This is a genomic window from Nitrosomonas sp. JL21, assembly GCF_009833095.1.
Classification (GTDB): Bacteria; Pseudomonadota; Gammaproteobacteria; order Burkholderiales; family Nitrosomonadaceae; genus Nitrosomonas.
In genome coordinates this window covers 36,118-57,393 of sequence record NZ_QRCB01000018.1, presented here as the reverse complement: position 1 = coordinate 57,393, position 21,276 = coordinate 36,118, and the positions used below count along the sequence as shown (strand labels likewise).

Annotated in this window: 17 protein-coding genes; 10 read left to right on the top strand and 7 right to left on the bottom strand. The window is 51.3% G+C overall.

The window, feature by feature from the left end; translation table 11 throughout:
• Window positions 1-20 precede the first annotated feature (20 nt).
• From ABF87_RS06565 to ABF87_RS06550, 4 genes are all read left to right on the top strand, one after another.
• The gene (locus ABF87_RS06565; RefSeq protein ID WP_160828332.1) at window positions 21-659 is read left to right on the top strand and encodes a tetratricopeptide repeat protein; all 639 of its coding nucleotides are present in this window, start codon (window positions 21-23) and stop codon (window positions 657-659) included.
• Between the two features lie 9 nt (window positions 660-668).
• Window positions 669-1,898, top strand: a complete 1,230-nt coding sequence (bamB, locus tag ABF87_RS06560; protein WP_345789888.1) for an outer membrane protein assembly factor BamB — start codon at window positions 669-671, stop codon at window positions 1,896-1,898.
• A 126-nt stretch (window positions 1,899-2,024) separates the two neighbouring features.
• Window positions 2,025-3,422 (top strand): ribosome biogenesis GTPase Der, encoded by a 1,398-nt coding sequence (der, locus tag ABF87_RS06555; RefSeq protein WP_160828331.1) that lies wholly within the window; start codon window positions 2,025-2,027, stop codon window positions 3,420-3,422.
• Window positions 3,423-3,582: 160 nt separating this feature from the next.
• Complete coding sequence (locus ABF87_RS06550; protein WP_160828330.1) at window positions 3,583-4,026, top strand: GNAT family N-acetyltransferase; 444 nt, start codon at window positions 3,583-3,585, stop codon at window positions 4,024-4,026.
• Between the two features lie 179 nt (window positions 4,027-4,205).
• Here ABF87_RS06550 and ABF87_RS06545 read toward each other — a convergent pair whose 3' ends face one another.
• The 5 genes from ABF87_RS06545 to ABF87_RS06525 form a co-directional block, all read right to left on the bottom strand.
• Window positions 4,206-5,939, bottom strand: coding sequence for a methyl-accepting chemotaxis protein (locus ABF87_RS06545; protein ID WP_160828360.1), 1,734 nt, complete (start codon window positions 5,937-5,939; stop codon window positions 4,206-4,208).
• 48 nt (window positions 5,940-5,987) lie between these two features.
• Complete coding sequence (locus ABF87_RS06540; protein ID WP_160828329.1) at window positions 5,988-6,494, bottom strand: chemotaxis protein CheW; 507 nt, start codon at window positions 6,492-6,494, stop codon at window positions 5,988-5,990.
• Window positions 6,495-7,022: 528 nt separating this feature from the next.
• Complete coding sequence (locus ABF87_RS06535) at window positions 7,023-8,648, bottom strand: galactose oxidase early set domain-containing protein (RefSeq protein WP_240143564.1); 1,626 nt, start codon at window positions 8,646-8,648, stop codon at window positions 7,023-7,025.
• A 194-nt stretch (window positions 8,649-8,842) separates the two neighbouring features.
• Complete coding sequence (locus ABF87_RS06530; RefSeq protein ID WP_160828328.1) at window positions 8,843-12,682, bottom strand: translocation/assembly module TamB domain-containing protein; 3,840 nt, start codon at window positions 12,680-12,682, stop codon at window positions 8,843-8,845.
• 14 nt (window positions 12,683-12,696) lie between these two features.
• Window positions 12,697-14,484, bottom strand: coding sequence for a BamA/TamA family outer membrane protein (locus ABF87_RS06525; RefSeq protein ID WP_160828327.1), 1,788 nt, complete (start codon window positions 14,482-14,484; stop codon window positions 12,697-12,699).
• Window positions 14,485-14,634: 150 nt separating this feature from the next.
• Here ABF87_RS06525 and ABF87_RS06520 point away from each other — a divergent pair, with 150 nt between their 5' ends.
• From ABF87_RS06520 to pgsA, 4 genes are all read left to right on the top strand, one after another.
• A complete protein-coding gene (locus ABF87_RS06520; RefSeq protein ID WP_160828326.1) occupies window positions 14,635-15,309 on the top strand; it encodes a uracil-DNA glycosylase in 675 nt (224 codons plus the stop codon).
• 25 nt (window positions 15,310-15,334) lie between these two features.
• Entirely contained in the window at window positions 15,335-15,523 is a 189-nt protein-coding gene (locus ABF87_RS06515) for a 4-oxalocrotonate tautomerase family protein (protein ID WP_160828325.1), read from the top strand.
• A 5-nt stretch (window positions 15,524-15,528) separates the two neighbouring features.
• Window positions 15,529-17,346 carry an excinuclease ABC subunit UvrC gene (uvrC, locus tag ABF87_RS06510; RefSeq protein ID WP_160828324.1) on the top strand — a complete coding sequence of 606 codons (1,818 nt, stop codon included), beginning with the start codon at window positions 15,529-15,531 and terminating at the stop codon, window positions 17,344-17,346.
• A gap of 86 nt (window positions 17,347-17,432) precedes the next feature.
• Window positions 17,433-18,020, top strand: coding sequence for a CDP-diacylglycerol--glycerol-3-phosphate 3-phosphatidyltransferase (gene pgsA / locus ABF87_RS06505; RefSeq protein WP_160828323.1), 588 nt, complete (start codon window positions 17,433-17,435; stop codon window positions 18,018-18,020).
• A 268-nt stretch (window positions 18,021-18,288) separates the two neighbouring features.
• On the opposite strand, the gene ABF87_RS06500 is transcribed toward pgsA, so the two are convergent.
• Complete coding sequence (locus ABF87_RS06500; RefSeq protein WP_160828322.1) at window positions 18,289-19,326, bottom strand: retropepsin-like aspartic protease; 1,038 nt, start codon at window positions 19,324-19,326, stop codon at window positions 18,289-18,291.
• A 211-nt stretch (window positions 19,327-19,537) separates the two neighbouring features.
• Here ABF87_RS06500 and ABF87_RS06495 point away from each other — a divergent pair, with 211 nt between their 5' ends.
• Entirely contained in the window at window positions 19,538-19,978 is a 441-nt protein-coding gene (locus tag ABF87_RS06495; RefSeq protein ID WP_240143563.1) for a hypothetical protein, read from the top strand.
• A 17-nt stretch (window positions 19,979-19,995) separates the two neighbouring features.
• Window positions 19,996-20,535: a glycine zipper family protein gene (locus ABF87_RS06490; protein WP_160828321.1), complete on the top strand. Its 540-nt coding sequence runs from the start codon at window positions 19,996-19,998 to the stop codon at window positions 20,533-20,535.
• An 87-nt stretch (window positions 20,536-20,622) separates the two neighbouring features.
• Here ABF87_RS06490 and ABF87_RS06485 read toward each other — a convergent pair whose 3' ends face one another.
• Window positions 20,623-21,177 carry a hypothetical protein gene (locus tag ABF87_RS06485; protein WP_160828320.1) on the bottom strand — a complete coding sequence of 185 codons (555 nt, stop codon included), beginning with the start codon at window positions 21,175-21,177 and terminating at the stop codon, window positions 20,623-20,625.
• Between the last annotated feature and the right edge of the window lie 99 nt (window positions 21,178-21,276).

The following is a 21,276-nucleotide window of genomic DNA, read 5'->3' as shown; positions in this document are numbered from 1 at the left end:
AATTTTTTCAGGAATATATCATGGTGACGTACAATCTCGAAGAGCAGGAAAAAATTGATGGCATCAAAAATTGGTGGGATAAGTTCGGCAACGCCCTCATCATCCTGCTGACGGCCTTCTTGGTCACCATCGCCGGTATGCAGGCCTGGAATTATTATCAACAGAAACAATCGCAGCAGGCTGCGGATTTGTACGCTCTGCTACAGCAGGTCAAGACTTCCGGTGACGCGTCGCGCGTCAATGATGCAGCGCAGTTATTGACGGAAGGTTTTCCATCCAGCGGCTATGCGCCCCGTGCGGCGATGATCGCAGCACAGGCTGATGTTGACGCGGGGAATGGCAAACGCGCTGTGCAGAATTTGCAGTGGGTGATCGATCACGCCAAGGAACCTACGATGCACGATGTGGCCCGATTGCGGATCGCGGGCATTCTGCTGGATGAAGAAAAATATGATGACGCACTGAAAGTATTGAATGCTCAGCATGGCGAAACTTTCGCGGGACTCTACCTGGATCGCAAAGGCGACATACTCGTCGCTGCGAACAAAATTTCCGAAGCTCGCCTGAGTTACCAAGCGGCCATTGAAAAGCTCAGTAAAACCAATAATTACTTCAATATCGTTCAGATGAAGCTGGACGCGCTGGGTGATTCCGAATAGTTCATCAACGTGATCGCTGCTCCCCTGAATCTCACCAAATCCATTCGATCATCGCGATGTTCTGTAGCGGTGGCAATGCTGTTGACAGCCTGCAGCAGCATCACCAATCCATTGGATACCCGGCTCGTCGAATCGATGAGTACGCAGATATCCGATATTTTCGTCAAAGATGAAGTGGTCGAGTATGACAAGGAAGAACTGGAAACGCTGAAGAAAGCCGACCGTATCCCTCTGAAATGGAAAGGCAAGGTCGAAGAGAATCAGATCGCATCGTTCTATAGCGCATTTGATAATGACGCTTTGTATGTCGCCGACGAATCCGGAAAGCTCACTAAATACGATGTGGCGAGCGGCAAATCCGTGTGGGAAGTCAAAACCAAAAGCAAATTTTCCGCCGGCGTCGGTATCGGCGAGGGCCTCATCCTGGTAGGCACCTTCAAGGGTGAAGTCATCGCTTATAACGACACAGGTGCGATGGTATGGCAGACATCGGTCAGTAGCGAAATTCTCAGTCCCCCGCAAATCCAGAATAACGTGATCGTCGTCCGCACGCTGGATGGCCGGATTTATGGGCTGGATGCGCTGGATGGCAACCGCAAATGGGTGTATCAAGGTGCGACACCGTCGTTGACGGTGCGCAGCACGGCGGGCGTGACGCTCGCGCATGGCGCAGTGTTTGCCGGATTCCCTGGCGGCAAGCTGGTCGCTTTGAGCTTGTTTACCGGCAATCTCGGCTGGGAAGTCACTGTTTCGCAGCCCAAGGGCGTCACCGAACTGGAACGCATGACCGATGTGACCAGCGCGCCGGTCGTGAATAACCAATTTGCGTGCGCCGTCGCCTATCAGGGCCGGGTGGCCTGTTTTGCTATCAATGACGGTTCCCAGATCTGGGGACGCGAATCATCCAGCAGCGCGGGTTTGACGATGGATCGAGACTATCTCTACGTGACCGAGGAAAAAGGCGTGGTGGCAGCGTATGATCTGATCAGCGGCGCCGGCATGTGGAAACAGAGCCGATTGGGCAGCAAAAAATTGACCCGCCCGACCATCGTCGGCGCGTATATCGTGGTCGCGGATGATCAGGGTTTTGTGAATGTGATCCGGAATTACGATGGCGGTCTGGTAGCCCGCTCAAAGACCGACGGCAGCATGATCAGCACTGCGCCGACACCCCTGCCGGATGGATTTGCGGTGCAAACGATCGAAGGCGGCGTCTATGCATTCAGTACCCAATTCTAGCTATTCACGGTAAATGTTCGGTTTAAAACCATAAATTTCAGCCGCAGCATAACTCAACGCAGTAGTTTTTCAGAGCTTTCCTAATTTTAATTCATCGCAGCGAATGCCCATCCATAGCCGTCAATCATGAAGCCCACACTTGTTTTAGTTGGCCGTCCCAATGTCGGGAAGTCAACGTTATTCAATCGTTTGACCCGCACGCGCGATGCGATCGTCGCCGACATACCCGGCTTGACCCGCGATCGCCATTATGGTCATGGCCGCATCGGCGATAAGCCCTATCTGGTAATGGATACTGGCGGATTTGAGCCGGTGATCAAGGAAGGCATCCTGCATGCGATGGCGAAACAGACCCTGCAGGCCGTTGATGAAGCCGACAAAGTGCTGTTTATCGTCGATGGCCGACAAGGCGTGACGGCGCACGATAAAATTATTGCTGAACAATTGCGTAAATCTGGGCAAAATATTCTATTGGTCGTCAATAAAACTGAAGGCATGCGGACAGCGGTGGTGACGGCGGAGTTCTTTGAATTGGGGCTGGGAGAACCGTGTGCGGTTTCCGCGATGCACGGCGATAATATTCATGAGCTGGCAGATTGGGCTCTGGCGGATTTTCCCGATGCCGAAGAAGAAACGCCTGCCAGCGATCATCCCAAAATTGCCATTGTCGGCCGTCCGAATGTCGGGAAATCCACGCTGATCAATACGTTGCTCGGTGAGGAGCGAGTCATTGCGTTTGACCAGCCGGGGACGACGCGCGACAGTATTTATGTCGATTTTGAGCACAAAGGCAAACAGTACACGTTGATCGACACGGCTGGGTTGCGGCGCCGCGGCAAGGTGTTCGAGACGATCGAGAAATTCTCGGTCATCAAAACCTTGCAGGCCGTCGAAGATGCCAATGTGGTGGTGCTGGTGCTCGATGCGCGCAATGAGATTTCCGATCAGGATGCGCATATCGCTGGCTTCATCCTGGAAGCAGGGCGCGCGTTAGTGATTGCCGTCAATAAATGGGATGGCCTGGACGATTATCAGCGCGATACCGTCAAGCGTGAAATGAGCCGCAAATTGGCCTTTCTGAGCTTCGCGCAATTGCATTATATTTCCGCATTGCATGGCACTGGCATGAAGCATCTGCTGCCGTCGATCGACCAAGCGTACGCTGCTGCAATGGCGCATTTGCCGACGCCCAAATTGACGCGTGCGCTGATTGCGGCCGTCGAAAAACATCCACCGCCGCGCGGCGGCATGTCGCGCCCGAAAATGCGCTATGCCCATCAAGGTGGCTCCAATCCGCCGCTCATCATCGTGCATGGCACGATGCTCGACCATGTGCCGGAAACGTACCGGCGCTACCTGGAAAACACCTTCCGCGACGTATTCAAATTATTGGGCACACCGCTGCGCGTCGATTTCAAGACCGGTCACAATCCCTACGCCGACAAAAAAGCACCGCCTCCCACCGAAGATGAACTGCGTCGTGCCCATAACCGGCGGCGGCGCAATCGGAAGAAATATGGATAGGTCAGCAATAGTCCTGTTGCTGGTTAACTCGTTTGCTTCTATTCGGTAGAGATATTTTTTATTCGTTGAGTGCGGTGTTTTGTCGCATTGTTGTTCTCTTGTTTGATGAATAGATAAAAATCTTATAGTTAATTTACAGTTATTAAATTCTAGAAAAATTATGGAGTACGAGCTTAGACCTGCTCGGTCAGAAGATTATTCATATTGCTATCGCTTAACTAAGCGGAATATGTTTGAGCTTTTTTGTCGCCATTGGGGAAGTTGGGTTCCTCAAGAATTCCGACGGAGGCTTGTATATAAGAATGTGATAATGGTTTTTATTGATGGAAAAAGAGCAGGTTATATAAATGTTATTAAAGAGTCGCTCCCTCTTTATATCGTTAATTTCCAGCTGTCTTCTTTATGGCAAAATAAAGGAATTGGCACAAATATACTGAAGTATTTATTTGTCCATTATCCCGATTGTTGCATTCAGCTTACAACCTTTGAAGATAATCCAGCTAAAAGGCTATATGAGCGTATGGGGTTTGTCATTATTGAAAAAAATGGCATGACTATAAAAATGGAAAAAAGGCCACATCATAATGTGAAAAATGCATGTTAAGTCTATTTCAACGCATCATGACTAAACGCAGCAGTTTTTTGAGCTTCCTTGGTTCTCATACTTGCAAAGTATTTGGGTTTCGCAGTGGTTTAACTAAGCGAATGAAATGCAGGTTCTTACATGCTAAAGCGATACCTGAGTATGTTCAGATATCGCCCAGAATTTATTGATGGGGTTGTTTAAAATGCTTCCCAGTCCTCTCCACCGGCTGCGGCAGCCTTGCGCGATGGGGCGGTCAATTTTTCCGATGTCGTGTCTGTTTTAACGTCGGCCACTGCTTTCTTCGGAGCTAGTCGACGATTGGGCAATTTGATCAACGTGCCTGATTGCTGTTTCTGTGCTTTTGGTGCGGCGGCAGTTGCAGCACTGCGATGCTCGAATTTGAACACGCTGACGGCCTGAGTCAATACATTTGATTGTTCCTTCATGGACTCTGCGGCAGCGGAAGCTTCTTCCACCAAGGCAGCATTCTGCTGCGTAGCTTCGTCCATTTGCGAGACTGCCTGATTGATTTGCTCGATTCCCGAGCTTTGTTCCTGCGATGCGGCAGAAATTTCACTCATGATGTCAGTGACTCGCTTCACGGCGGCGACGATTTCATCCATGGTCGTTCCGGCTTCGTCGACCAGTTTCGTGCCTTCGTCGACTTTTGCGACGGAATCATTGATCAATCCCTTGATTTCCTTGGCTGCGGCTGCCGAGCGTTGTGCCAGAGTGCGCACTTCGGTGGCCACTACTGCGAAACCTCTGCCTTGCTCACCGGCCCGGGCTGCTTCAACCGCTGCATTCAGCGCCAGGATATTGGTCTGGAACGCGATGCCGTCGATGACGCCGATGATCTCCACCACTTTCTTCGAGCTGTCATTGATCGAGCTCATCGTTTGCACCACTTGCCCTACCACGGTTCCGCCTTTCATCGCCACTTCCGATGCGCCGGCGGCCAGTTGATTCGCTTGGCGCGCATTCTCGGCATTTTGTCTCACGGTCGACGTCAATTCTTCCATCGAAGAAGCGGTTTCCTCCAGGCTCGATGCCTGTTCTTCGGTACGTTGGCTCAAGTCCATGTTACCCGATGCGATTTCGCCCGATGCCGTGGCAATCGATTGCGTGCTGTGGCGAACTTTGCCGACCAGGTCCAATAAATTATCGTTCATCGTTTTCAATGCCTGAAGCAAACGTCCCATTTCATTGGTCGAACGCACTTCAATCCGGGTCGTGAGATCGCCTGAGGCAACGGCATTGGCGATGGTCACGGCTTCGTTCAAAGGCCGAATGATGGCGCGCATCAGTAAAAATCCGGCAAGGACGGCGAGAATCAGGCCAGCCACAGTCATGCTATTGCTGAGCGTCACCAGGTTCTGGTAAGCGCCGTGCGCTGCCTTGTACTCATTCGATCCCAAGACGCGCTGCAAATCGAGTAATTTGAACATCGTGGTATGGGCTGCATCGAATTTGGCGAACATGTCATCATGCAGATTTTGCTGGGCTGCTTTGAAGTCTTTGTTCAGCGCTGCATTCATCGAACGGTCCACCGATTGCGACAAACTCTGCCATTGCTGCTCGAAGTCCTTGGCAAGCGCGGCTTCTTCGCTGGTCAACTTGGTCGCCATGTATTGTGGCCACAAGGTCGAAATTTCGGCAAATCGCTGGTCATTGAGCGGTTTTCTCTCCACCACGATGGCCGGATTTTCAGCATAACTGGAAATCACTGTATTGAAACGTATCCGTTGGATGCGATCCAGAACCACACCCAGGTCACCCAGCGGTAAAACGCGGTCGTCATACACGCCCTTGAATGCTGCATTCATCTGGTTCATTCCATAGACACCGAGACCTCCAGTGCTGACCAGCAGCGCAGAAAGAAATCCGATGACGATGATTAATCGAGACTGAATGGTCATATTGTTAAACATCATGATGCTCCTTGAAAAAGAATTGATGAAATCTGTTCGATAATTCGTCTAATGGGAAATCAGACCGATATCGCTGCTGCGCATCAATTTTTCGATGTCGATCAATATCAGCATCCTTTCGTCCACGGTACCCAATCCCATGATGTAGTCGGTTTCGATCACCGAACCCAGGCCGGGAGCCGGGCGCACTTGATCATCCGCCAGCGTGATCACGTCCGACACGCCATCGACCAGGATTCCCATGACTCGGTCTGCGACGGTCAGAATGATCACGACCGTGAATCGATCATGGGCCGCATGATCCAGATTGAACTTGATGCGCATATCGATGATGGGCACGATGGTGCCGCGCAGATTGATCACGCCTTTGATATAGTCGGGTGAATTGGCGATATGCGTGATTGCATCGTAACGGCGGATTTCCTGGACTTTCAGGATCTCGATGCCATATTCCTCACTGCCGAGCCGGAACGTCAGATACTCATTCGTGATCCCATCAGATGCGATCAGTGGCGCTGCTGCTGTACGTTTTGTTGCTTGTCCTGGTGTTGCCATGGTTCCCTCCCATCATCGAGATTCAACTGAATTCGTTTTTTTAATCAGAAGAATGAGTATCTTCCATGAATAAAAAAACACGTTACTGCATGGAACGAACTATACCGAGGGGAGGGTGTTCAATTGTTGAGAGAATGTAAACTCTTTGCAAATTAAGCGACACAATGGCATTTGTGGGCTGCGCCGAGACGCATGGCGCACTTTAATTGCAAGATATAGAACAGATCAGCCGCATTACTTCTCGTCGGCCTGGGTCACGATCGTTATACGCGGTGTCAGGTTATAGGTCAGTTTGGTGATGCCCATTGTGGTGTGGCCAGGCTGCGCTCATAGCTCAAATACGCCCGCGAAGAAAGCCGTTTCTCCACCACGAAATTTGTTGGCTTTATTGCAACACTGCTTGAGAACTTCAATGTCATGAGGCAGTGTGCGTCGATTGCATTATTTTTACTCCGCTATGTATTGGGGAAACTTCATTCCAATATTCATTAGCTTCCAATCTCATGGTTCTGAGAAAATCAACGATTTTTATCCGATCTCTAAAATCCTTGCGATAGAAGGGACACCTTCAGCATTCCACACAAACAGCAGGTAAAAGCCTGGCGGTGCTATGTTGGCTGTTTTTGGAGACCGGACGGTGACAATGTTCCCGCTTCGTGAAATGGGAAGATTAAAAAAACGGGTCTCACTATTGAAAGAATGTGTGACTGCACCGACACGCACCAGCGTGACTTTGGCAATGCTTTCGTCCGCCTGGAGTGAAAAATTTTCATCCCAGCCGATCATCGATGTCGGGGCATCAATGATTTCCGGACGAAACGCAAATTCGCCGCTGCCATCTTTTTTGAACAGGTAAGGCGGATAATAGATTTCACCGTTCAAATGTTTGAAAGGACCTTCTGCACCTCCTCCGCCAGTCAGTACAGATCCATCAGCGAGAAGAATCGAAGCAGAATGATACAATCGTGCGGCCGCCGCGCTGGCTGTTATTGTCCATTTATTGGTTGTCGGATTCCAAAGTTCCGACGTTAATACCATACCGACTTTCGAATTGCCGGTCGTTGAACCGCCGTTAACCCAGACCTGGCCATTAGCAAGTACTGTCGCATTGCTGTGCTGGCGATCCTTGGATAACAAGCCAGCCGAGGATATGACAGGCTCACCAGTGCCATTGATATTAACGATGATTGCGGCGCGATTATTGCGGAGGGAGAGAATGCGCCCGGGCGCAAACATTACGCTCGGCAAGGTATAGTTACTGTTTATAGCTTTTGTTGCATATTTGGTGAGCGTACCGGTTCCTGATGTAACAAGCTTGTACATCAAACCATAATGGCTAAGAACGAATAGATTACCTTGCGGGTTTACCCAGGCACGAGGATAAAACCACGAGTCTCCGCCATATTCTCCATAAGCGAAATCGCTGCTTGCTGAACTCAGAGAACGCCAATTACCGTTTTTCGCACGTACTTCCGGTATGGACGAATAAGTTGATGGTCCTATCCAATATCTGTTGCTCCGACCACCCAGTATGGCATGTTCCCCATTTGCTAAGGTTATTGCGGTTCCATACCAGCGTTTAAAAGCCATATTCTTGCTCTGCCGTACCAGCGCATCTGCATTTGGATTAAAGATGTTGACATTATTATTTCCATAATTGCGCTCCCCTTTCACTGTAGCATCTCCGCCGAGAAGAAGCGCATGACCTGATCCGGGAATCAATGCTTGCGCGCCGCAGAAGATGTCGGTATTGGTGGTATTGGGTAGTGTTTCAAATGCATTGGCGCCAATACCTTCTGAAGGATTCCAGATGGCGTAATGCAATTTAGCGCCTTGTTCGCCTTGAGTATCAGTGCCATAAGCGAATATCCGCCCATCAGGCATGAGCATCATGGCGATCGGGATGATGGGCCAATCGTGCAGCGGACCAAATTTCCCTTTCAAATGAGCATCTGATACTGCCAGGGCGGGAGTTATGCTTGTGTAAATAGAAGATAAGATTAAAACAGTGAATAGGCGTGATTTAAGATACCGAACCATTGGCGCAGGAAAATAATTTTTGGACACAATAACACCTTCTGATATTAATTTTAGCGCTAGATTAACAGAGTTAATAAAATCTGATAAGTAGCCGAAGTTCATCAGCAAATTCATCAGATTATTTCCCCACCTCACCTATGTGTCAGTTCTGATTTTCAAGGGTGTGCTGCGCTGGGAGTATCGGGAAGGGGATCAGTTACAGCTTGCTGAAGAAATCATCGATGGCCACAAACGGGTACTGACGAGGCTCATTGGCAGATTGCCCTTTCAATAAGGAAAGCTGTTCGGTATCGAAGTAAACAAGCGCATTAATCAAATTGCAGCGTATAGAACAGATCAGCCGCATTATCTTCACCGGCCTGGGTCACGATCGTTATTCGCGGCGTCAGGTTATAGGTCAGTTTGGTGATGCCCATCGTGGTCGTGGCCAGGCTGCGTTCATAGCTCAAATACGCGCGGGATGAAAGTCGTTTTCCAACCACGCCGATCTGTCCGCTCAACGAGCTGCCGACACCGGCCTGCTTAATCGTCAATTCATCCAGACCGAAGGTACGGGTGATTTGCTCGGTGATGCCGCTGCCGGATTGCCCGCCCAGGATCGACCCGGCTGCGGCCACTAGCGCCGTGGCATCGAGACCGCCGGGATCGGGTTTCCGGCCAAGAACGATCCATGACAGTTTTTCGGTTTCCGAGACATTCGGCGTGGAAACCAACCTGACTTGGGGATGGCGTACCGAGCCGAGGATTTCAACGCCCGCTTCGACCTGCAATCCTTCGCGCACCGCCAGTACACTCAATGCCGGATCATCCAGCGGCCCCTGAAAGCTGACGATGCCCCGCCTGACCGTCAGATCCTGGCCGTACGCCTTGAATGTAGTGTCCTGTGCAGCTATGGTGCCGTTGACCTTGAGTTTGCGCTTTTTGTCGTCCAGTATTTGCAACTGGCCAGCGAGCCGGCCTTCCAACCCCGAAGCTCGGATGAAGAATCGTTCCCCGAGATTCAGATTCATGTCTAGATCCAGCGATAATTTTTGCTGTGCAGGATCTGGCGCAACATTGGTAAACACAATGTCATCAGACAATTCCGGACGATTCTCCGGAGGTTGCAACAATAACCCGGCATCAGCCGTCAGATGACCGGTGAGGCTTAAGCGTTTGGATTGCAACCGGGCCTGGCCGGATCCGGATGCAATGATCCAGTAATTGGTTTTGTGCGCGACCGGTAATTCGCTCAACGTGATATTCAAACGGCTTTCATTGCCGGTGAGTCCAAGGTGCCCTGCGACAGTCAACGAACCGCTTGTATGGTTCAATTGCACATTCTTGAGCAATCGATCCTGCGGTGGTGGAGGATGCGGACTGACAAAATGCAGTCGGTCGATCACCAGATCAGCCTGTTGGAACGTGGCGGAGAGATTGCCCTGCTGCAGATCAATGCCCTGTTCCAGCAATAAAATACTGAGCTCCTTGCCGGTGACCGTGCCCTGAATATCGGGCTTGCTGAGTGTTCCGCCAATATGCGCTTGAGCCTGAAGCCGTCCGTTCATCGAAATGCCCGCGCCCATCAGCGAATCCAGCCATTTCAAGTGATTGATTTGCGCGCTCACGTCGCCGGTCAGTGGCGCATTATCGGCAACCGACCAGCGCTGGTTCGAATGTTTGATCGGTACGTTCAGGCGCGCTTTGGCATTGCCCAGATGTTGGCTGATCAATTCAAACGAGCTCGCAATGGCGTCACGCTGCGCGGTGACGTGTAGCTGAAATCTTTCCAAACCGGCCAGCTGCGGTATGTCTCCGGGTAATTGCCAGTCTCCCCGTTCGCGATGGAGATGCAGATGGCCTTTTAGCCGGTTATCCGAAATAAAATCCCAGTTGCCGCCCATGTGCAGCGCCAGGGGAGGGATATACTGCGGATTGCCTGGGTAAATCGCAATGCCTGAGAAATGTCCCTGCGTTTTCCATGACTTGGGTGTCCACGCCAGATGCTCGATGCTCAAAAATCCGTCGGAAATGGCCAATACGGCATGGTCGAGCGTAAGGGAGTCCGCGCTGATCGATAACGACGTCGGCGCTTGCAAACGGATGGGTATTTTTCCGGACGAGGAGAGTTTACTCAATTGGCCCTGCCAGCGCAGCGCAGACAACTGCGTTTTCATTGTGATCCGGCCATTGGCTTCGATCTGCAGCGGAATGTCGTCATTGATCAGCGCGCTGGCGCTGATGCGATGATCGGACAGAGCACCGTTCATTCGAACATTCAAGTCCTTCAGCCGCGATGTTCCGCTCGCGACATATTGCGCGGCGGTCAGATTGAGCGTCACCGCGTCACGGTGCATCTGACCCTCTGCACTAAATCCGAATATCTGATGATTTCCCGACAACTGCAGCCGGCGGCTGGCGAGTTTTAGAACGATATCGCGCGCTGCCCGCTGTTTCTTTCCACTGACGTTCGCCTGCACATCGCCACTCAGACCAAATCCCAACTGTTCCAGCGCTGGCGCATTGATCGTGAGTTGATAGGCATCGTTGGTTGCGCCCAGGTCGCCATGCAGCGACAGTCGGTTCGACCCGATCGTCAGTTCTGCTTTGCCCTTGAGTTGTTCCCATCCGTTGAATCCGAGCTGACCGACGCCGGTTACTGCGGATTTGCCGAGCCTGCTTTTCTGAATCGTATAGTCGAGTGTTCCCGATGGTTCAGGAGATAATTGACCGGAAGCGTGAAACACCGCGTTCAGGTTGGAAGCCGGCGCTTGAATGAATTCGGCGATATTGAAATTGCTCAACTGTGCAGTCAGTTGGAACACGCGTTTTCCGCTGGGATCGAGTTTTCCATGTCCGGTTAGCTGAGATTGATTGCGCCGCAGCATGAATTGCTCGAGCGTGATCGCATCTTCATCGCGCATCACGTTGGCGGTTAAATTGAACGCGCGATCCTTGAGGTCGATGTGAGCGGATTGGCGGTGCGCATCTGTGGCAACAGTGATTTGCCCGGATACCCGGCCGGCATGGATGCGGCTGTCGATATGCTGAGGATTGACTTGCTTAACCTGGAGCTGTGCGGATGCCGACTGTTCTTTCCAATGCCAGGTCAGGCTGCCTTGGATGGCCTGACCGTTGCCGATTTCTGCGTGTAAATCGGTTAATTGCAACGTTTCGCGAAAAACTGCCGTCTGTGCACGGATGTGTGTGAATGGCAAGCCGTTCTGATCGATGGGGAGTGCGACTGTATTATGAATGTGAATAGTGCCTGCCAATCGCTCATCACTGCCGGTTGCCAAATGCGCGGTGATAGCTAGGCTGGCGCTGGGCACTTCAGAGAAAAAATGCGCTGGATTGAGTTGTTGTGCATCGACGTCGAGCTGCGTCAGCGGATTGGCTGAGAATGGCTGTAATTGGGCATTGAGTTTCGCGCTGGCACCCGGTTGCTCGGCAGTCATGCTGATAGTTATCTGCTCCAGATTTCCGCTCATCTCGGTGCGTATACTTTCCCAGGGCTCCGGACCTGATAAATCGATCTGACCGGATAGCGCAAAAGGCGCTTCGCCTTCGAGCTGGGCTTGCGCGCGAGCGATGCCCCAGGGCGTCAGGGCATGCAAGCGCGTCAGTCGATGGCGATCACCGTCGCTGTTCAGAGACAGCGTAAGGTCGGACATGATGTCTTCAGGAGCTTCTGCGCCAGCCGGCGTGAACTGGACTGCATCGATTTTCAACGCGTCCAGCGCAACACTGACGGGAAGACGAAGGCTGTCGGGTAGCGTGGAACGAGCCTGTTCCGATGACGGCGGCAATAGCTGGATATGCACGGATGCAGCCGACAAACGGTGAATATGGATTTGTCTCTGAAGGAGTTGATTGGGATACCAGTCGGCCCGGAGATGGCGGGCGGTGAGTACGTGCTTATCGCTGATGATATGAACGTTGTCGATGGATAGGTCGTGCAGCGTGCCGTGAACGCCGTCAAATTGTATCGTTCCGGAACTTAAGCGGCTGATCGAAGCAAGCGTCAATTGCAAACCGGCTGAACTATTGAATAGCCAATAGCCCGTCATGACGCCGACTATCAGTGTGGTCAATGCCCACCGCAACCATCGCCGAGCGCGCGAAGGTTTGCTGGGGATGGGGTGAGTGGGATCGGGTTGATCTGACATACAGTACCTAATACCTAAAACACAATCGCCATTGAAAAATGAAAACGCAGCGTGCCGGTTTCGTGGGAGCGGGCTAAGTCCAGCGCAATCGGCCCAGCCGGGCTGCGCCAGCGAATGCCACCGCCATAGCCCAGGAAGGGATGCATTCTATGCCAGCTATCTGCAGCACTGCCGATATCTGCAAATGCAGCGGCGCCCCATTGCTGCGTCAGCCAGTGCGTATATTCGACGGTACCGGTCGCCATGATACGGCCTCCGACGATGGCGCTGCCTTCCTGGACGCCGATACTTTTGAAATCATAGCCGCGAATCGATTGAATACCACCGGCCCGGAAAAGATATTCCTGGGGTATGCCGAAGCGGGAGGAAGCCAAAGTATAGCCCACTTCGGCTCGAAAAAAGATCACATCCTGGGAACCGACCGGCCACCAGCTTTGATGGCGTGCATAGGCGCGAATGAAATCCTGGTCGGATAACAGAAATTGCGTGCCGCCACCGATGCGGATTTCAGTCGCATCACCGCGGCGGATGTGGAGCGGATTGTCGATGATTTGGCGGCGCCAGCGCCAATCCAGGGTCAACGCCTTATTAATCTGATGAATGGCGCCGTCGGGACGCTTATCTTCGCGCTGCCAGTTCAACCCGAATTGCATTTGCGTCTCGGCTGTCTGAAAATTGCGGCTCAGGCCGATTTTCTGCTCGATGGTTTTCAAGTTTTCGATATCCGTCATTTGCAGATTCGCGCCGAGCGAATAAAACACATTATTCCGGTCGGGCAATGTATCGATCCCGGCAAAAAATGTCTGGCGCCTTTGTTCCAGGCGCAGCATGCTGGTCAAATTCCAGGCGCGATCGAGAAAATTATGATTGCGGTAATTGATTTCTCCGCGTCCGCCATTGTTGGAGCTGTAGCCCGCGCCGAAAGCAAAACGCTGTGACTGGATCTCGGTCACGGCCACCTGCACGGGCGTGGCCGCATGCTGGGCAATGTCGGTCGAAATCGTGACTGATACCGTGCCGAATTGCGGCGCCTTTTGCAGCGTGATCTGAAAAAGCTGCAATGCGTCGCGCCGGTACGCATCGCCTGCCTTGAAGGGAGCGAGATCGAGGATCATCGATTGATCATAACGCTCCAGTCCTTCAATGTGAATGTCGCCCAAATAAAATACCGGCCCGGAATCAATGACAATGGCAAGATTGGCGCGAGCGTGCTCAGGATCAATGCTGGCCTGGCTGGATACAATCTGCGCTGCGGCAAAATCTTCTTCGGCGACCGTGGCGAGTAACGTTGATTTTGCTTGCTCCCAATCACCAGAACGAAATGGCGCATCGCGCTTTAATGACCAACTCTCGCGTATGTGTTCGATCCGCTTCCGGTAGGCTTCACGATCCTGGGTAATATCGCCTTGGAAAGTAATCGATACGTCCCCGACGCGCATCAGCGGGCCAGCATCGACCTGGATTTCGTGCTGAACGCTGTCATCCAGAGCGCGATGGGACAGCGTAATCTTGGGCGAAAAATAGCCTTCGGTTGCCAATAAGCTGGGTATCTCTTTCTGAAGGCGGTAAAGGAACGTTTTTTCAGCGCTGCTATCAGAAAACGGTTCGGCCGGTAATTTGACGTATTTGAGCAGAAATTTTTGGATATCATCGGAAGCTGACAAAATGACCGGCCCCGGGTTCTTGGTTGCTTCGAGCGGAATAATGGCGAATGCGGCATCATGCATGAGCATGACGAACAGTCCGATGACGAACCGGCATAGGATCGCGGAATGTGCAGTTTTGCAGAGGTGACTGAACATGGCGGCTCGTTCGAATGCCTAGCATTTCAGCGCATGGATTACGCTGCGGAAAGGCGTTGAATTGCAGTGGCGCATGTGAGAAAGTCCCCGGAAGTTATGCAGAGCCATATTTTCAATGAAACAACCATCATCAATGAATTCACTTCACCTATGACAAAAGATTCTGTACTGCATTCCTGCCGTGTCCCGGATGTGCTGGATTGCCAGCAGTGCCAGCGCCTGGCCGGTTTTTTGCAATCCGTGCGAACGCAACATCCCAGTTACCATGCTCGTCCGGTCAGCGCGTTTGGCGAAAATTGGCCTAAGCTGTTGATTGTCGGTCTCGCCCCGGGCATGCATGGCGCGAACCGCACAGGACGTCCATTTACCGGCGATTATGCAGGAATTTTACTGTATCAGACATTGCATAAGTTCGGTTTTTCAACGCAGCCGGAATCGATTGCCGCCGATGACGATCTGCGGCTCATCGGTTGCCGCATCACCAATGCGGTAAAATGCTTGCCGCCGGAAAACAAGCCGACACCGCAGGAAATAAAGCAATGCAATCAGTATCTGGCAGCCGAATTGAAACTGTTCGCTGAGCATGACGGCGCGGCAGTGCTCGCACTCGGAACCGTTGCGCATCAAGCAGTATTGATGGGTTTGCAACTGAAAATGAAGAACTATCCTTTCGCTCATGGTGCCGTGCATGATTTGCCGGCCGGCGATGGTCTGAGACTTTATGACAGCTACCACTGCAGCCGCTACAATACACAAACCAAGCGCTTGACGACGGCGATGTTCGAGCAGGTATTTACTCGCATCATTGCCGATATCGAGCCCTAACCATTAAATTTCCAAGGAGACTTGTATGCCGTATGTGAATATCCGTGTGGCCGGAACATTAACGCGTGAACAGAAAAAACAGATTGCCGAGGAACTGACCGATACGCTGGAGCGCATTGCCAAGAAACCCAGATCGTATACGTATATCAGTTTTGATGAAATTCCTGATGAGAATTGGGCAGTCGCAGGCAAATTGCTGGACGGAGAGGGCTAAGTCCGTTGTCGAACGCTGGCTTCAATCCCAAGGAATTCTGCACTCATTTACCGCTGCAACCGGGTGTTTATCGTATGATGAACACTGCCGGTGAAGTGATCTACGTCGGCAAAGCAGTCAGCCTCAGAAAGCGCGTTTCTTCCTATTTCCAGAAGACTCATCTTGGGCCGAGAACTCAATTGATGGTGTCGCAAGTGGCGAACATCGAGACTACCGTAACCCGCTCAGAAGCCGAGGCGTTGTTGCTGGAAAATAATCTGATCAAGAGCCTGAAGCCGCGTTACAACATCCTGTTCCGGGATGACAAATCCTATCCGTACGTCATCCTGAGCGGGCACGAATTTCCCCGCTTGGGGTTTTACCGCGGCGTGCTGGATAAAACGCACCAGTACTTTGGGCCTTATCCGAATGCCGGCATCGTGCGGGAAAGCATTCAGTTATTGCAGAAGATATTCCGGTTGCGCACGTGTGAGGACAGCGTGTTTCATAATCGTACCCGGCCGTGCTTATTGTTCCAGATCAAGCGTTGCAGCGGGCCGTGCATCCGGCAAATCGATCAGCAAGACTATCAGAATGATGTTCAGAATGCTGAGTTATTCCTGCAGGGCAAGCAGACTGAGGTGATGGCCGTCATCGAAGCGAAAATGCAGCAAGCTTCGGAGCGGATGGAATACGAACAAGCTGCAGCACTGCGCGATCAGATTCAAGCACTGCGCAAAATCCGTGAAAAACAGTTCGTCGACAGCGGCAAGGCGCTGGATGCCGATGTCATTGCGTGCGCGCTGATGGAGGGTGGATCGGGGAAAGTCTGCGTCAATCTGGCCATGGTCAGGGGAGGGCGACATCTGGGAGACAAGAGTTTCTTTCCACAGAATGCCGACGATTGCACTGCAGCGGATGTGGTCGAAGCGTTTCTGGCGCAGCATTATTTGAACCGCAGCGCGCCACCCTTGATCATCGTCGGCGAAAAAATCAAGCGCGAAGCCTTTCAGCAACTGCTGGCTGCTCAGTGCGGACACAAAATTACGATTCAGTCCAATCCAGTGGCCGAAAAACGCGCCTGGCTGACGATGGCGACCGAAAACGCACAACAGGCGCTGAAACAACTGCTGAGCCGTCAGGCCAGCCAGGAAAAACGCCTATTGGCGCTGCAACAGGTATTGCACATGCCCGGTCTGAGCCGCATCGAATGTTTCGATATCAGCCATACGCTCGGCGAGGCGACTGTGGCTTCGTGCGTGGTGTATGACAATTTTTCGATGCGCAACAATGAATACCGCCGCTACAATATCGAAGGAATTACGCCGGGCGATGACTATGCCGCGATGCGTGAGGCACTGACCCGGCGTTATCAGAAAGTGGTCAGCGGCGAAGGTCAATTGCCGGATCTGATCCTGATCGATGGCGGCAAAGGGCAAGTCACGGCAGCGCAGGAAGCATTGCAGGAACTCGGCATTTCCGAAGCCAAGCTGTTGGGAGTGGCGAAAGGCGAAGGGCGCAAACCCGGGCTGGAACAATTGATTTCTCCAGCTTTCGAAAAGCCGTTACAATTGCCGAGTGAACATGCGGCGCTGCATTTGATCCAGCAGATCCGCGATGAGGCGCATCGTTTTGCCATCCAGGGGCATCGGGGCAAGCGCGCGAAAACACGTACCAGCTCCAGCCTGGAAGATATCAGCGGCGTCGGCCCAAAACGCAGGCAACGTTTATTGGGGCGGTTCGGCGGATTGAAAGGCGTACTGACGGCAAGCATAGAAGAATTGCAACAAACCGAAGGGATCAGCAGGAATTTGGCGGAAAAGATTTATAAAGAATTGCATTGAGCAAACGCTGAAAAGGGCAACATGGCCGAGAGTGGTCGTTTTCAGAGCTTCCTTAGATTCATCTTTCCATTTTTATCGACTATCGTATGCCTTACAATCTACCCAATCTATTGACGTGGCTCCGTATTCTGGCCATCCCGTTATTTGTCGGAATCTACTATCTTCCGCATGACTGGCTTTCTCCCGTCAATCAGAATCTGGTCGCCACGCTCATTTTCACAGGCGCTGCAGTAACGGATTGGCTGGACGGTTATTTGGCACGCGTTCTCGATCAAGCTTCCGCATTCGGTGCATTTCTGGATCCCGTGGCTGACAAATTGATGGTGTCTGCGGCGTTGATTGTGTTGGTATATCTGGGTCGGCTGGATGCACCGATTGCGTTAATCATTATCGGACGGGAGATTACGGTGTCGGCATTGCGTGAATGGATGGCGCAAATCGGACAATCCAAAAGCGTCGCGGTGTCTTTTCTCGGTAAAATCAAGACCTCCTCTCAAATGATCGCGATCCCTCTGCTGCTGTACCATGAAAATATCGGTGAATACTTTAATTCTCAACAGATTGGCACATGGCTGATCTATATCGCTGCTGTGCTGACGTTGTGGTCGATGTTTTATTATCTGAAGGCGGCCGTGCCACAAGTGCTCAGAAATGGATCGGACGATGCGCGTTAATGCGCTGAGAACTCCTGCGCTTAAGTCTGCTGCGTTAAAATGTTGCTCAAAGCGAAATCTCTGGAAACCGAGATTTATTGCCTGAATGTGCCTTGCTGGCCATCCATACTGCTGTTTTAAGATCTTACTTGAAGATTTGAAATTAACTTATTTCTGTTCTCGGCTCGAGGAATTTTTTGGTTTTCTGCCGGGCTTCAGAAAGACAGCAAGCATCCGTGCCTCGATTTGCATGGCGTTCAAGAAACCAAACAATGGATCGGAAACCCTTCTACCGCGAAGAAATTCGCATCAGGTTATCGATCTGCTCAATGTGAAAATTCCGGAGAACATTCATTCCCAGCAGCGCATCGCCCGGCATACCGGGCAGTATGCTCACGGTCACATTCGTGAGTTTGAATGGGCCAAAGGTGATTTCTGCGGCTGTTGCGGCGCATCCTTGCACCCGGTCATTTGCGGTAATCACGAAATGCGGGGTGCATTTTTGTATGCCTGCCCGGACTGCCATCTCAGCCGAGATGGCCACGAAGGTGGCGCCTGTATCAATCATGAACACCACTTCAGATCCATTGATGGCACCTGTGCTGAAATAATGCCCGTTCGTTGTTTGTTTGAGTTCAAGTTTTCCCGGGGCAATGATTTCGGATGAGCCGTTTTTTTCCTGTTCAGAGAGGTTGATGTGGCGGTAAGCCAACGCCAATTGAATGGGATCCAGCCCGGCGCCGTAAAATTGCATCTGAGAGGTTACGCCGGGAATGATAGCCACCTTTTCCGATACGGAAACGTGTGCGCCATCCGAGAAGCCAGCAATCAAATTGCACCATTTTGAGCCGATCAGTAATTGCATGTCATACTGACCGATTGGGACACTGACTTGAAGGGCCTGGTCAGGAAAAATAAACAGAGCGAGCGATGGCCTCGAACTTCCAGGATTCGAAAGAATTACGGCTAGGGGATAGTTAAAGTCATTTTGGATTTCCAGGCCCGAATAGCGTACATCGGTGCGATTCATCACGGAGGGATCCATGATGAATGCGGATCCATGAGGTGGTAACGGTTCGCACAGGCTTGGCGCAGTTGCAGCGATGGTTTGTGTTGGCACGCTACGAGATTGGCGAAAATAATTCCACAACATTTCCTCATCGAAGGCAGCGAGCAGAGATAACGCGACCATCGTCCAGGCAAAGAGCGAAAAGATCAGGGATTTCCATCGAAAACCTGTCGAATGCCGCATTTTAGTCTTGTTTGTGGCAATAGCAGCATCGTGATTGGATTTTCGGGGAATCGTTTTTTGGGGGGGTATGGCCATTATTTTCTCTTCAGAATTTATTGTTTTTACGGTTGCAGTTCGTGTTTACTTGAAGAAAACATCAGGCTTCGCTCCGATTGTCTGGAACAGATGCATGGTTGCGCTGCATTCAGCGTTTATTCAGTATTCAATCTCTACAATTCCCGGAAAAGAGACAGGTTGGATGTAAGCCGCTGAGTGTTATCAATGTAAGTTATTTGAATAACCAAAAATGATGAGATATTTTTTTGATGAGCTAGTCAGTTTCAGAATGATCGACTGGAAAACAGCAGGTGGGTTAGCGCTGGCATTCATGGTGATAAGTGCTGATATTGCCTGGGCCCGGGGTGGACATGGTCATCATCGCCATCGCCATTTCGATTTTGGGATCAGCATCGGTGGACCTGGCTTATGGTACGGTCCGGGATTTTATGGGCCAGGGTTTTATGGAGGATATTCTTCACCGTTCTGGAATACGCCGTATTACCGTCCACCGCCGCCAGTCGTGGTGCCGATCACGCCGCCCGTTTATATTCAGCAGGAACAATCCAGGATGGCTCTGCCTCCAACCGGTTATTGGTACTATTGCTTAAACCCTGAAGGTTATTATCCGGATGTTCGGGATTGCTCAAATGGATGGATACCAGTAGCTCCCCAATCAACGGCACAATAGAATGCAAAGGCAAGCTGATGAGAAAACTTAGAAACTTATTTATTTTAGTGGGGGCCGGGTCGCTCGCAGCATGCGTGCATTTACCGTCGGGCCCGAGCGTAATGACTTTGCCGGGTTCAAATATGAGCTTTGATCAGTTTCGGTCTGATGAATCAGAGTGCCGTCAATACGCGCATGAGCAACTCAGCGGCAGTTCGCCGCGGCAGGCCTCGCGAGCGAGTGGTGTTGAGGGCGCAGTGGTTGGAACTGGACTGGGTGCTGCTGCGGGTGCTGCGCTTGGAGGTGGCGAAGGTGCAGCCATTGGTGCGGGCTTGGGATTATTGATAGGTAGCTTGATGGGATCCAGCACTGCCACGGCATCGGGTTATGCTAATCAAGAACGGTACGACAACAGCTATGTTCAATGCATGTATGCCAAGGGGCATCGCGTTCCCATCAATGGCAAAATCATAAATGGCCCATCAAACAACAGTGGCAGAAGAACTACTCCACCTGCAGCGGATTTTGTGCCGCCTCCCCCTCCACCCGGTAATCCCCCGCCACCGCCCCCTCGGTAATGATTACAGCGGAGGTTAGTGTAGACCGCCGCTGTCGTGATTATATATGTTGCAGAATGATGTGAAGTTCTTTTAATTCTGATGACGTTATTGTTGCGCTTGCCGCCGCTTGAGGAATTTATCCGTGATTAACGCCAACAGCAAAAAAGTGATCAGATACGGTATTGCTTTGAAAACCATTTCTGTGTAATTGGTCATTTGAATTCGTATAGGATATTCATATTGCAAAGGCGGAACCCCTTCGCCAGTTACAAACAACGTATATTGACCTTCGTCGAGATTAAATTCTCCTTTAATGATGCCGTCGGCATGATTGGTGGAATATAACGATGCAACGGTATCGCTTAAAGCTTGACCGCTACCTCTGACGATCTTGATGCCGATCGGCATATCGCGCAATGCCTGATCAACAAGATCCAGCACCCAGACAGTTTCACCTTCTTTGGGAATTTCAGTGCAATATTCCGCTTCCGGGTCATATTGAGGCTGATAAGTACTCAAATGCACCATGCTGCCTGATATATTGCGTACACATACATCCGCTTCCAGCGTCACTTTACCGTGCGCAGCGACCAAACCCGAATACAGTGAAATGGAAGCCAGGGCTGCTAAAGTCCATGTGTTTATTAGTTTCTTAATCATATAAAAAATCTCCTGCCTTGGTGAACGATGTTCTAAAGAAGCTCTAAAAAACGTCTACGCTCAGTCGCGTTGCGTGGAAATGAAACTCGAAATGCTGAT